6 protein-coding genes and 3 tRNA genes are annotated in these 13,819 nt (G+C 57.6%); 3 read left to right on the top strand and 6 right to left on the bottom strand.

The genetic code is table 11. From position 1 onward, the window contains the following. Nucleotides 1–65 precede the first annotated feature (65 nt). The 4 genes from tamB to trpC all read right to left on the bottom strand — a co-directional run bounded on the left by tamB (nucleotide 66) and on the right by trpC (nucleotide 7,205). A complete protein-coding gene (tamB, locus tag BQ7486_RS09280) occupies nucleotides 66–3,881 on the bottom strand; it encodes an autotransporter assembly complex protein TamB (RefSeq protein ID WP_162272261.1) in 3,816 nt (1,271 codons plus the stop codon). Then, nucleotides 3,881–5,581, bottom strand: coding sequence for an autotransporter assembly complex protein TamA (gene tamA, locus BQ7486_RS09275; protein ID WP_074009807.1), 1,701 nt, complete (start codon nucleotides 5,579–5,581; stop codon nucleotides 3,881–3,883). Before tamA ends, tamB begins: the two co-directional genes overlap by 1 nt. Before the next feature lie 74 nt (nucleotides 5,582–5,655). Then, a complete protein-coding gene (locus tag BQ7486_RS09270) occupies nucleotides 5,656–6,408 on the bottom strand; it encodes a uracil-DNA glycosylase (protein WP_074009806.1) in 753 nt (250 codons plus the stop codon). Nucleotides 6,409–6,410: 2 nt separating this feature from the next. Beyond that, nucleotides 6,411–7,205, bottom strand: coding sequence for an indole-3-glycerol phosphate synthase TrpC (trpC, locus tag BQ7486_RS09265; RefSeq protein WP_074009805.1), 795 nt, complete (start codon nucleotides 7,203–7,205; stop codon nucleotides 6,411–6,413). Nucleotides 7,206–7,425: 220 nt separating this feature from the next. Between trpC and BQ7486_RS09260 the strand changes: the two genes are divergently transcribed. From BQ7486_RS09260 to BQ7486_RS09250, 3 genes are all read left to right on the top strand, one after another. After that, a tRNA-Pro gene (locus tag BQ7486_RS09260) sits at nucleotides 7,426–7,502 on the top strand. Nucleotides 7,503–7,519: 17 nt separating this feature from the next. Beyond that, a tRNA-Arg gene (locus tag BQ7486_RS09255) sits at nucleotides 7,520–7,596 on the top strand. Nucleotides 7,597–7,625: 29 nt separating this feature from the next. Then, nucleotides 7,626–7,701 (top strand) — tRNA-His (locus tag BQ7486_RS09250). Nucleotides 7,702–7,925: 224 nt separating this feature from the next. On the opposite strand, the gene BQ7486_RS09245 is transcribed toward BQ7486_RS09250, so the two are convergent. Together BQ7486_RS09245 and BQ7486_RS09240 are read right to left on the bottom strand one after the other, a co-directional pair. Next, the gene (locus BQ7486_RS09245; RefSeq protein ID WP_074009804.1) at nucleotides 7,926–8,309 is read right to left on the bottom strand and encodes a helix-turn-helix domain-containing protein; all 384 of its coding nucleotides are present in this window, start codon (nucleotides 8,307–8,309) and stop codon (nucleotides 7,926–7,928) included. 289 nt (nucleotides 8,310–8,598) lie between these two features. Further along, nucleotides 8,599–13,734 (bottom strand): autotransporter domain-containing protein, encoded by a 5,136-nt coding sequence (locus BQ7486_RS09240; RefSeq protein WP_074009803.1) that lies wholly within the window; start codon nucleotides 13,732–13,734, stop codon nucleotides 8,599–8,601. Between the last annotated feature and the right edge of the window lie 85 nt (nucleotides 13,735–13,819).

The raw sequence follows: 13,819 nt of genomic DNA, 5'->3' as shown, positions 1-13,819 counted from the left end.
CCCGCTCTCCGAAAGGGTGCTCAGGCTCCCGTAGCAGAAATTTGCAATCTTTCCGGACGACTGCGTCAGAATTCAAAGCGCCAGAGCACGTCAAAGGACTGACCGGTGCCGGAAACAGCCTGAAGATAAAGTTTGGGCAGCAGCCTGTAGCGCAGCGTCAGAGTCGTTAAGGAATCAAAGATTCCCATGCCGTACTTCACCTGAAGGCCGGGCAGGACGTAACCTGAGAGCACCACCTGAGAGTCCGTGCCGCGGCCGGCGGTGTCCACGGTAAGACCTTCAATACCGGCAGCCTCCCCGATTTTGCCCACAACGCGTCCGGCCTGACTTGCGCCGAGTCCGATTAAGGCCGAGGTCATAGCGTTGCTGCCGGCTGCATCATTTTCATTATCAAGCCCGTGCCCGGTGAGAAGGTAGGAAAGTTTGTTTTCATCACTCATCTCCGGATCGGAAAAAAGTTCCACCTTGGGAGCCGATGCTGTTCCTGTCACCTGAACCCCCGCCGTGACGTCATCCTCCGTGGTTTCACTGTTTCTCACGGCCTCAATTTCAAGTGTCGGGTTGTCTGCCGGCCCGGCAAAAATGAGAAGCCCCTTGGTGATTCTCAAATCCTGACCGTAGGCGTGAAATGTCCCCTCATCAAGGCTCACGCGGCCGTCCAGAGAAAATATCCCTTGGTTCTGCCGGGCATGAAGGTCCCCTTTTAAACCGGCCTTGAGTTCAAAGACGTTGATGCGGACGTGTTCTCCGAAATGAAGGGCAATGTCAGCGGAAACTCGCGATGCGAGATCTGATTTTTCTTCTGCTTCATCCCGGTCAATCACAACCTCGTCGGATGACGTGCCTTCCGCGCCCTCCGGCAGGCTGTTGACCGCAATACGGGCCCGGGGGACAGCAACTCTTCCGGTAACGGCCAATGTTTCACCGCGGGCTCTGACGCGTAAGTCAGGCGCCACATCCACCGAAATATCCGGACTCACGTCAAGCCGAAGCCGCTCGCTTGTCATCGTGAGATCAGCCGCGGGACTGTCCATGTCGCTCCAGTCAAGGTGCGCGGCAGCCGAGGCCTTTCCCTGATTTGTCATGAGCTCAAGCGCTGCGTCAGACTGCGTCCCCGCAAAGCTGAGCGTCAGGCGGCTCGGCTGCATCTGAAAAGGCATCTGAGGCGACACGACTGAAAGGTCCGTGACGGCCGCCTCCCCCGTGAGCTCCGGCCGACGGATGCTGCCCGACACACCCACGTCTGCCGTCAATAGCCCCGTGACTTCGGTTTCAGCGGGCAAAAGCGCTCTGAGATCTTTCAGTTCCAGCCCCTGAACGGAGAGTCTTCCTGAGAGTGTGTCATTGCGGCGCCGGTCAGCGGTTACGGCTAGCGTCACAGGACGGGAACTGCCCGCCGTGTGCGTCTGCGCACTGACGGTGAAGGCGGAGGCGTCTGCCTTAAGTACCAGGCGCGTATCCGTCAGTGTGAGCCCCTCGTTTCGGGCTTTGCCGGACGTTTTCTGCTGCAGCCGTGCGGTGATCCGCGGCGCCTCAAAAAGCGCTTCGGCCGTCTGTTCTCCGTTTTCGCCGAACATCTGCCGCAGGGAAGCCCTTCCTGAAAGGGTGCCCGTAATCTGCGGCTTTTGCTCGAAAAGCGCCGCGAAGTCAGAGGGTTCAATACGGATGCCGTCGGCCTTCACGGTAAGGGCTGTCTTGTCGGCTGTAAGTTCAGTAAGACAGAACCCTGTGCGTGCTGACGCGCCGCCCGCAAAACAGGCGTTTTTCAGCTGTTGGCTTGCTGCGGAGACAGTTAAAGGCGCAGCCTTGGTGAGCGCCCAGGCACCCAACGGCGTTTTAACCGAAAGGCTTTGTGCCGCGCCGCTCCAGAGAGCCGCCTCAGTCTTCCAGCTTCCTGTCAAACGCCCGTCAAGCGCGAGCCCGTGCGTCTTTTCACGCGCCGAAAACCGCAGCGTGTGTTTTTCCGGCGTGCCCGCAAGAACCAGCCGGGCTTCAGGGACCGCGTAGTCTCCCTGCCGCAGGCCGTTTACCGTAAGCGTCACGGCGTCTGCCGCACCCCCGGATCCGAAACGCCCGGCCAGACGCGCCCGGTCAATAGCTAGATCATTAAAGCGCATACCGGAGGCCGTGAGATCGGCTGAAAGCCTGGGCTCACCAAGAGACCCCGAAACCGCCACCGTGCCTCTTGCCTCACCCTTTAACTGCGGCAAAACTTCGGAAAGATCCGGCGCCGCAATCCGGGCTTTGAGGTTTAATGCGCCTTTGCCGGCCACGGCAACGCTGCCGTCCGCGGTCATCGTGTTGCGTCCCGCCCGCAAAGTGACGTTTCGGGCCGAAACCGTGCCGCCAGAGGCAGCACGGAGTCCGCCCGCGGCCTCAAGGGCCCGACCGGAGACAAGCCCCGTGAAATTCATGGATTTGAGTGCTGCGTCCCAGTGCCCGTCACGGTAAAACACGGAAAAATCCGTCGCTCCCTCAAGGCGCAGTTCTGTGGGCAGGAGCGGTTTTGCGGCCTGAAGGTTTACTGCCGTCAATGAGCCGCTCACACGAAGGCCGTTTGAAGCATTTATCTGCGCCCGGGCCTTAATCCGGGCGTGCTGACCTTTTTCACCTGCCGCCGCATCAAGAAGCCTGACCGTGATCGCGCGAAGCCCCTTGGTATCAAGTGTGGTTTCTCCGGAAAAGGGAACGTCTGAAAGAGCTGCGGAACCCGCTAACGCTTTCCCCATCACAGAAGCCTTAATGCCGGCATTAAGAACCGTCCCCTGCGCCTTAACCGTAAAAGCGGTCACTTTGACAGCGTCTTTGTCACTGATCTTTTGCTCAAAAGGCGCGGTCAAAAAAACTTCGGCTTCAAAAGGCAGTTCGGGCTTCATGAGAAAACCGGAAGCCTCGGCCCGGGCGTGAACCATTCCTGCCGTCGATATCCGTGCCGTGAGTTTTTCCCGGAGGGCTCCCGTCACTCTGACATCGGTCTTTTGTTCGCGTCCGTCAGCCGAGAGCACCGCCGAAGCCTGCAGATCCACGGGCCAGGCCCCCGCCGTCTGCGCGTTCCCGCTCACCGTCAGCTGCATCTGAGGAATGTCTGCCGTCAGCTGCCTCACGGAAAGTTCTGTCTGCGTGAGCGACAGATCCGCGGCAAATCGGGACGGTGCCAAAAGCGTTTCCTTTCCCTGCCGCACCGTCACGCCCTGAGCCGTGAAGTTCTGCAGGGTGACGTCAACCGGAAGCACGAGTTTCTCAGGAACCGCCAGCCAGGAAGCCGCACCGCTTGCGCGGATCGTGTTTTCAAGTGCTGCCCAGTCGGTGGCCTCCGGCGCTTTTTGCTGCGCAGGCAGCGTCACCGCAAGCCCCGAGAGTGCCGTCTCAGCGATCCGGATGGTTTTATCCGAAGCACTCACGGCCAAATCGGCTTTCTGAAGCTCCAGATCAAGACTGCCCGAGTGAAAAGCAATATCCCTTAATGCAATACCGGTGACTTCAACATCAACCGGTAGTCCCTCAAAGTGCGTTGTCTGCTCTGCCGGCGCCACTTCCGGCGCACTTTCACCGGACTCAGCAACATTGACTGAGGCCTGCTCAAGCCTCACGTTGTGCAAAACGATGCGGTTTCCCTGCAAAAAAGCCATGAGGTCAAAGGCATAAGCGGCCTTTCCGACGCGCACCGCAACGCCCTCAGCGGCGTAGCTTAACCCCGTGATTTCAGGAGAAAGAAGTGTCCCTTGCGCCGATTCGAAAGAAAAACCCGGCACATGGTCGCTTGCCTCTTTGAGTACAAAGTGAAGGCCCGTTTCGGTCGCAGCCAGAAAGGCAACGGCACCGGTGGCGGCAGCGGAAAGCACGGCCGCGCCCGCAACTGAATATTTAAGCCAGCGCCGCATCACCATTGCGCCCCCAGACCGATGTAAAAGTGCAGGCCGCGTTCGGACGCGTCATTAATGGGCCAGGCAAGGTCAAATTTCACCGGCCCCACGGGCGAATCCCAGCGAATACCGACCCCTGCGCCTTTGTGCACCGTGAAATCATCCATACTGCGCACCGCATCACCGGCATCAAAAAAGGCAGCACCCCACCAGCGTCCCGTCACGTTGTACTGGTACTCAAGCGAGGCTGTCGCAAGCTTGGAGCCGCCGATAAGCCGCCCCCTGCCGTCTTCGGGCGAGACGCCCTTATAGTCAAAGCCGCGGATACTTTTGTCGCCGCCCACAAAAAAGCGCAGATCCGGCGGCACCGCGTCAATATCATCGGCAAAAACGGCGCCGAGCGAAATCCGGCCGATCACACGGTGGCGCACTTTAAACGTTCTGAGCCATGTGTTGTCAAGCCGCAGAATCACAAAGTCCACATCAGAAGCCCAGGCGCCGGACGAAACATCAATGCTGTACTTCTGGGAGTCACCCCACGAAGGACTCGTGTCTCCTCTCTGACGGATACGCGTGAGGCTTAATCCCGGATAAATGAGCTGCGTTGTCTGCGTAACGCCGCCCTGCGTGAAGTGATCCTGCGAGGCTTTCACCGATGCAACGCGCTGCCAGCCCGAAGCCGTCTGCCAATAGCGCGACAGACTTAACGTAAAGGCCGAAGACGCCGTGTCGTTGAGATCGGTGTGTTTGTAGCCCGCCGAAACAAGGTAGTACTGCTCAAGCGGATTTTCCTTTACGGGGATTTTTAGGCTCGCTTCAAAACTTTGTTCGGCCGTTGAAACACTCGTCTCTGCCGTGAGGCTGTAGCCGCGGCGGTTGATCCAGGGGCGGGTCCAGGAAACCGTCCCCGTCACACCGGTGTCCGAACTCACGCCGAGCCCGGTCTCAACAACGTTTTTCTTGCGGGGCACGAGACTTACGACAACCGGCAGCGCATCAGGCGTTCCCTTTTCAAAGTCCGGTGCCGCCGACACCAATTCAAACCACCCGGTTTGTGAAAGCCTTCGGCTTAATTCGGCAACCGCCGTCGCGCTGAAGTAGTCTCCTGCCTTATAGGGTGCCAGCGTGGCGAGCCGCTCCGGATCAATCTGGCTGCCCGCAAACACGGTTTCACCCACCCTGTAGCGCTCTCCGCTTTCAAAACGGATCACCCAGCGGGCTTTAGCCCTTTTCTGCTCAACTTCCAGACGTGATACGGCAAAACGCGCGTCAAAGTAGCCTTTCTGCAGCGTCAGGGTATTGAGTGACTTCTTAAAGTTTTCATACGCGGCGTGCGAAAGCGGCGTCCCGGCCTTGGGGACCGCGGCCAGAAGCTTTACAAAGTCCGGATCATTCTTGGCTGCACCGGTGATTTCAACCGCGGAATCGGTGAGCACGGTGCGCTCTCCGGGATCAACCCTGAGACTGAGCTTTTTCCCGTCGCGCGTGACGTCAATTGAGGGACTGTAGTACCCGTAGGGGCGCAGAGCCCGCGCGGCCGTCTCTCGGATTGAGGAATTATCAAGCCGCCAGGGCTCAGCCTCTCCCGTCGGTTCGAGCATCAGCACAATATTTTTGGCTGCGGCTGCATCGACACCGGTGACGGCAACCGACCCGGCGGCTGCCGTACAAGCCGTCAGACAGACGGCTGTTCCGAAAAGAAGATGCTGCCAGGCCACTCTGAGCGCTCCCGAAGTCCGAAATCAGAAACAAAGGAGAGCCTGTGGCGGCACAGCATGCTCCCGATTGCGCCTCACGTAAGTCTAAAGCCTTGCGCAGACTCTGCACCCGCAGCGAACTCAAGCCAGCGAACGGGCTCGGCTCCCTGAGACTGAAGCCATTCATTGGCCTTGCGGAAGTGCCCGCAGCCGATAAAGGGCGCGGGACCGCGCAGGGCCGATAAAGGCGATGGGTGGTTGCTTGTGAGAATCAGTATGGGCCCCTTGGCATTGTGACGGATCCCGTCGGCCTTGGCCTGCGCCCAGTTTCCCCAGAGCATATAAACGCAGGGAGTTGCGGCAGAAGCGGCTTTTGCAAGCACCGCGTCGGTGAGTTTTTCCCAGCCCCAGCGGCCGTGCGAAGCGGCTTCACCCTCTTCTACGGTGAGCACAGCGTTTAAAAGAAGCACGCCCTGCTCAGCCCACCCGGAAAGGTCACCGTTGGTGTGAATGCCCGTATCGTACTCAAGCGCAATTTCGCGGAAAATGTTTTTCAGACTCGGCGGGAGCTTTCGTAATTCGGGCGGAACCGAAAAACTCATTCCCACCGCCTGCCCCGGTCCGTGGTAGGGATCCTGTCCGAGAATCACCACCTTCACTTTTTCCGCGGGCGTCATCTCGAGCGCCTTAAAGGGATACGGCGGATAAATCACGGCACCGGCTTCAAGCCGCGCGTCAAGCCGTGCCAGAAGACTTTCTCCGGCCGGACTCTGAAGAAATTCCGTACAGAGAGGCTGCCAGTTGCCGGCCCCGTCCCAAAGATGCCGTTCCCGCGCAAAGTCACGCATGATTATTCCGAAAAGAAAAGTTGGGTAAGCGCCGCACCGGGGTTCCCCTGACGCATCAGGCTTTCGCCCACAAGATAGGCTCCGACACGAGCGCTTTTCAGCGCCGCCACGTCCTGCGGCGTCGCAATGCCGCTTTCCGAGACAATGATGCGGTCTCCGGGCACCAGATCGTGCAACGCAAGCGTCGTGTCGATGCTCGTCACAAAAGTGCGGAGATTGCGGTTATTGATGCCGATTAACGTCACCGGAAGCGCGAGAGCGCGCTTGAGTTCCCCCTCATCGTGACTTTCGGTGAGTACGTCCATTCCAAGACTGAGAGCCGTCTGCGCGAGTTTGAGCGCAAGCCCGTCGGTGAGCGCCCGCATGATCAGCAGTACCGCGTCCGCCCCCATCGCACGGGACTCGTAAATCTGCGCTTCATCAATCATGAAGTCTTTTCGCAGCGCCGGAATACCGACGGCAGCGCGCGCCGCACGAAACGCGGCTTCAGAGCCCTGAAAGTAGACGCTGTCGGTTAAGACAGAGAGGCAGGCAGCACCCGCGGCTTCATATTGCTGCGCCGTGCGCGCAGGATTGAAGTCCGGACAGATAAGGCCCTTACTCGGACTTGCCTTTTTCACTTCGGCGATGACGGCGGGCAGCCCCGCACTGATTTTTGTCTGCAGAGCGCGCACAAAGCCCCGCGGGGGATCGGCTTTCTCAGCCGCTGCCCTGAGCTCATTCATTGTCTTGCGGGCTTTCAGCTGAGCGACTTCCGCGCGCTTTGTTTCAAGTATCCGGTCCAGATAATCAGCCATTGTCTGCTCCCTGCGGCATTTCTTGTTTTCTGTGCGGGATTATGAGGCCGATTCACACTCACCGCCAACACACTTTCGAAACCAAAAGTACACAACCGGCACGTCCGAATGCCGCAAGCCCGTGCGGCATGATATTTTCTGTTTCTTTTCAATGCACTGACTCTTTTCCCCCGCACCGATTTGCAGGAAATAAAATCATCCGTATAATTTCGGTCTCTCGCGGGGTGTAGCGCAGCCCGGTAGCGCGCCTGCTTTGGGAGCAGGATGTCGGGAGTTCGAATCTCTTCACCCCGACCACGTTACTGGTTGTATGACTGCCCGTAGCTCAGTTGGATAGAGCATCGGCCTTCTAAGCCGAGGGTCGCTGGTTCGAATCCTGCCGGGCAGGCCACAACATGACGGCGAGACAAAAAATTAACGGTGGGTGTAGCTCAGTTGGTAGAGTCCCGGATTGTGATTCCGGTTGTCGTGGGTTCGAGTCCCATCTCCCACCCCAGGTCACTAAAGCCCTGCTGGTTCTCAGCAGGGCTTTTTCGTATCTTTCCGTACCACCAAACCCGCGCCGTTATTGGCTTCGCGGTGTTCCGCGCCGTCTCTCTCCGCGTCTCTCTGAGTCTCTCCCGTTTCTTTCTATCCCATAATTCAAAAGCACCCAAAAAGGTCCCAAAAAACGTCTCCCGCCGGATTGGCTCTTTTTTCCTTGCTTTATCCCTGCTTTAATTACGGTGCCGCAGCGCACTTTTCACTGGTTACTGCCTTTGCACACCACTTTCGGACAGTGGAAACAGGAACACGGGTTAATTCGCTGATCTTGCGCCATGAGACCCCCTCTGCGCGCATTTTCAGAACCTTCTCCCGCAACTCATCGGAATAACGCAGCTGGTTGTCTGCAATCTGAACCCTGAAGCGCCCCTTGCGGTACTCACGCTGCCAGTCCCGGACAGTGTTTTCCGAAAGTTCCAGAATTGACGCCACTTTGGTGTAGCCGTAGCCGTGCTCAAAAAGGTCACGGGCCCAGCGGCGCTTCTTTTCTGAGGCATAAAACGCGGGCTTCTGACGAACCGGCACGCTTTGCCCTGCACCATCACTGAGTGTCATGTTCATTTGTTTCGCCGAAAACGCTACTGGTAAAAAAGACCCCGCTTCCTCATTGAGGGAACGGGGCTTGAAAGTTGCCTGACATGGAGTTTTGATGCCGTTTTCTCCCGTCTTTTAAAGGAGAAACGACAGGTAACCGGCTCAAGCAAAACCGGGAGCTCCCTCTGAAGCGTTCGTGTGAACCCCTCAGAGAAAGCGGTAAAGCGCTTGCCCTTGCCGCCGTGGCGTTATCCGCTTTAGGCGGCTCGGGCCTCAGTCCGGTTACCCGGACTGAGTTTTTTTCATACCCGTTCGATTAGAACGCGTAGCGGACGTTGACGTTGAACGTGTTGTTCATACGGTCGTCGCTGCCCACGCCGAGCTTGTAGTTGAGACCAAAGCCCCAGGCGCCGTTGGTGGCATTGACGCCCAACGTAGCCTGAACCGGGTTGGAGTCAATCACACGGACCGCGAGGTCGTCAGTGGCCTTCACACCGGTGATGCCGAGTTTGAGATCAGCATCCTTGTCGCCGAAGGTCGGGACAACCGAGAGATCGAACTTCGGAGCAACCGTCCAGTCGCCCGTCTGGAAGTCACCGGAGACGGTGACACCAACCGGCATCTGGAAGACGTTCTGATCGTCGATTTCGGTCTTGTAACCGGCTTCAAAGCCGTCGGTCGACAGAGCCGTGTAGCGGATGCCGATATGGGGCACGAGCTTCACAGCGCCGACTTCCGCGAGGACTTCGGTGCGCAGGCCGATCGTGAAGGCATCGGTATCCTGGCTGAACTTCCAAGCCTGGCCGTAACCGTTGGCGGTCACGTCGTTGGAAGCCGTGAGGTAACCGATGTCAGCGGACACACCGAGAACGTCAGCAAAGGTCTTGCTGGCGTAGACGGAGAAGCCCACGAGGTCAGAGTCGGTGCTCGCCTTAACCGTGGAGTTCTTGTTGTCCGTGTCGGCCGTCCCGATCGTCAGAGCGGCGCCCAAAACAGCGTTGCAGGCGAACTGGTAGTCAACGCCGAGGACACCGGAGTAGATGTCGCTTTCGTAGCCCGCGCCGTCAAAGAGCGACTTGGCTTCGAACATACCGCCGTTGGCGGCAGCCCAGACGTTCACACCGGCAGCACGCTGGGTGAGGAGCGACACACGGTCAGCAACCGTTTCACCCATCTGGTTCACGGCGTCCATCGTCATCGTCTGAACGCCTGTGATGGCGCCGAGGCTTGCGACGTCCTTAGCGGCCGTCTGCATCTGCGTGAGAGACATATTGCCGTTGGCATCAGTCCAGCTCGTGGTGGAGTACAACCACTTGTTGAACTTCGCGGAAGACGAGGTGCCGTTGTCCATGTTCTGATCGAACATGGCGTAGGCAACACCGAAGCCTGCAGTAGCGGCGATATCAGCGTAGCCGTCGTCCTTCTCATTGATCATACGGAGTTCAACCGTGCCTTCGGTCGTCGTTGTATCTGTCGTCGTTGTACCCGTCGTCGTGAACTCAACTTCCGTCAGGAGATCACCCGCCCAAGTCATGTCATGCAGCGCATCACCGAAGTTAGCGGCCGAATCAGCGCCCTGTTTGAAAGCACCGATCTTGATCTTGTCGTGGACAGAGAAGTTGGCAATCGAAGCCACAGCATTCGAATCAAACGTAACAGGACCACCGAACACAGCCGTCGTACCCGTCACATCAACCTTATCAGCATCAATGATGAGCATCTGGTTGGCACCGACGTTCACTTCGCCAGCAGTAGCGCCGATACCGTTCACAGACACATACGTCGGAGCAGCGGCAGCCTTCGTGGTCGCGGCAACCTGGTTACCGACATAGATCACGGACGTAACAAGTTTCTTATCCTTGTTAATAACCGTCACACCATCGGTATCCAAAGGCTTCGAACCCAGGCCATATCCGGTTTCAGCAAAAGCCTTCTGGGCATCAGCCACAGTAGAGGTCTGACCGAAAGCAACGATAGCGCCAGCATCCACAGTCACATTAGCATCGCTTGCAACCGTACCGACAGAAGCCAGTGCGGCGTCGGCCACGTTGATCATGTAGCCGTTAGCCTTGTTGAAGAGCTCCGTCTGGGTATGGTCAGCGGGTTCTGCAACAACTGTGACAGAGCCTTCCTTCAGTTCACCCACAACCGCCTGACCATTCACTGTCAGACCCTGGGTAGCAATGAGCTTTCCAAGGTTAGCGGTACCATAAACGACGGAACCAGCCTGGCTCAAAGTCGTGAGATCTGCGTTATTGAACACGCCGGTATCCCCAACGTTGAGCTTGCCGATCGAGGCCTGAGCAGGAAGCTGCTGACCGTTGACCGTTGCGGTACCCATCGTGACAGTGCCGTCAACCTGGAACGTATCAGTGTTGACGTCACCGTTAATCGTCACATTGGAACCAGCCTGGGATGTCACAGAGCCGGACGTATTCACGTTACCTTCAATCGTGGCGTTGGCAGAAGCAACCGTGAGCTTGCTGTTTGCGGCACCCGAGGCCACTTCACCGAGAACAGCACCGTCACCCGTAACGGTGAGGTCGCCGGCAGCAGCGAGCGTAACCTTTGCCAAATTATCCTTGGTTGCGGAAGCACCGGTCGTATCGTAGGTGATGACCTTTCCGGTGTTGTTGAGCACCAGCTTGCCCTTAACGTCGTACGTATCCGTATTGTCACTGAGCTTCAAGGCCTTGTATTCGCCGATCAGCGACTCATTGGTGACACCGGAAACCACGCCACCCTTCGTATCATCCGTCACAACGCCAGCCAAACTGGCAGCCGTGGCAGCTGTGATGGTTCCATCGGTTCCGAAAAGATTCTTGATCTTCAGAGCACCCAGGTCAAGAAGAGCACCGGCGGAGTTGCTTCTGCCGACTGAAGTACCAAGCTTGGCGGCCAGGCCGGAGGAAGCGTCCGTCAGGGCAGTCTGTGTAATCTCACCCGTCAGACCGGTAACAACCACCTTACCGGCATTTGTACCAAGACCGTTAAACCACACGGCTTCATGGCCCGTCTCACCTTCCTTATCCCATACAGCGGCACCGTCCTTCACAGAAAGGCCGATGGCGGTATTTGTCACAGTGAGCGTGCCGCCGGCACCGACCGTGACAGCAGGAGTGGCACCGGTGGTGAGCTTATCGGTCACGGCAAGCGTGCCGCCGTCAACGGCAACACTCTTAGCACCCTTAGCATCAAGCTTACCAACCGTGTAGGTTCCGGTATAAGTCGTATCAAGGGTCAGCTCAGAACCGCTCGCACCAGTCCCATCCGGATAGAAGGTAATCTGCTGAGAAGCATAATTACGATCCCCCTTAACCGTCAGGGTAGCAGGAAGAATCGTCGCTCCCGGTTTAAAACCCAGCTGGACATTGCCCGTGAATTCCTGATCTCTCAAGGTCACGAGGCCGCCGTCAAGCGTCATATTGCCGGTGAGCAGCAGCTGATCAGCCGGAGCCGTATCAGCGGTCGTCGGATCAACGTGGGAGTTGAGTTCCGTCAGATTGAACGTACCCTGAATGGTCGTAGTTCCGACGCCATAAGACTTGGTGATCTTGGTAGTGAGCTTGCCGCCCTTGGCAACGGTGAGCGCTGTATCGCCACTGGTCGGAGCACCATCAGTATCGATGTTGATCCGGCCAGTGTTGGTGAGATCGCCATTCACACTGATATTGGTACCAATAATGGCGCCGGAGTTGGAAGCCGTACCCTCAATCGTCAGAGCGCCGCTTGCGTTCAGCGCATTGGTATTTGTCAGGTCTCCGACCGTGGTAGAACCGTTCAGCGTGACAGTGCCTGCATTGGTGAGAGAGCCGATCTGAGCAACCTGAGCGGCGGCAGTTTCAACCTTACCATCCTTGGCTACGGTCATCGTGCCGGCCTTCAGTGAACCCTTGGTAAGATTGAGCTGACCGAAGCTCTGAACATCAACCGTCTTCGCGTCAACCGTGTACTTCACGGGAGTGTGAGCAGTGTAGGCGGTGTCATTGATCTCAAACGAACCTTCCTTACCCAGGGAAATACCAGAAATCGTGAGCGTGTCAATGGCAGCCTGACCGCCCGCAACCGTCATTGTGGCGCCAGCCTTGGCAGAGCCCGCCACCGTCACGGCACCGAAGGTGTGACTACCGCTGCCTTCGACCGACAGGCCAACGCTGTCAACCGTATCACCGGCCGTAACAGTCACTGTCTTGTAGTTCACAGAGCCGTTGTTGGTGATTTTGTTGCCGGTCTTAGCGGCAACGACCGTATCACCGGTCACTGTGTTGTGAGCGTTGACGACCAAGCCGCCGGAAGCGCCCGTGAGGTTAAGAGCGGTAATCGTGTGTGAAACAGCTGTCGCATCTGTCAGCGCGCCGAACGTCAGAGCTTGATTTCCAAGCAGATTAACCGTACCGACGGTGGCAACAGCCTGGCCGGATACCTTCGCTGCCATGCCGTTAACCGTCAAAACGTCTGCCGTCAGGGTTTCGCCCACACCGGTAACCGTCAGGGCATCAGCGAAGGTTTCTGTGTAGGTGAGCTTATCGTCGGCCGGCTTTGTACCGACCAAAACATTCGTACCGTTCAGACTTGCATCCGTGAAGGTGGCAGCACCGGTAACCTTCAGCGTACCCTTCTGAGCGGCGTAATCGGACTTGAAGTTAACTGCGGTACCGGAGAGAGTCAGTTCACCGTTATTGGTGAAGACAACATTTTCGAGGTCGATGTTCTTGTTCGATGCAGCAGCAACCTGCGCATTGGCACCGGCTTCAACGTCCAGCGTCACGACAGCCGAACCGTCACCGCGCACGGTGGAGTCAGCCTTATGGCCGAGGACAAAATGACCCGTCTGGCTTGCATCCTGAACCAACTGAGAAACAGCTTTTTCACCAGTCTCTGCTGCGGTGCCGGTATTCTTCTTGAAGCTGACCGTGACATCACCGTAGGTCTTCTTAGTCTGATCAGTCACAACGCCGACGGCATCAGCACTGTTGTAGGTGACCGTTGCGTCCTGCTTCTTCGTGTCTGCGCCGTTGTTGGCCGTCAGTTCGATCGTACCGCTGCCGATGGCGGTCACAGTCTGAGAGTAACCAGTCGATGCGCCACTGTTTCCAGTGGCCGTCACAACGAGCTTGCCGCCCATGAGCTTCACATTCTTACCCGTGAGAGCCGCATCAGCCGTATAGCCGGACTTGTGTTCATCAACGAGGCCGGTGTGCGTCGTCTTAATGGCACTATTTTGTGCATTAGTGCTGTCGACGACCCAACCCACTGTCAGCGAGGCATCTTTGCCGATAATTGCATCGGTGCCTGTCGGTTCGGCGGCCACAGCACCGCCGGCGAGCATCGCGGCAGCGGCTGCTGCGATCACCGTCTTTGTGCCCTTGGCCTGAACGGAAGAAGTCGCTTCATTGACGACCATCAGCGCGGAACGCGCCTTGGAGAAGACGACCTTAAAAGATTTGTTCATTTACAAAACTCCGAAAATTTTCGTTTTTCTGCACGCATCTTTCGGACGCATGCACCCCCGCCTATCGAGGCGGTACATTCGCAGA

This window comes from Duodenibacillus massiliensis (genome assembly GCF_900128485.1).
GTDB classification, from domain to species: Bacteria; Pseudomonadota; Gammaproteobacteria; order Burkholderiales; family Burkholderiaceae_F; genus Duodenibacillus; species Duodenibacillus massiliensis.
The sequence above is the reverse complement of the archived record's forward strand: the minus strand, read 5'-3'. Positions and strand labels throughout refer to the sequence as shown.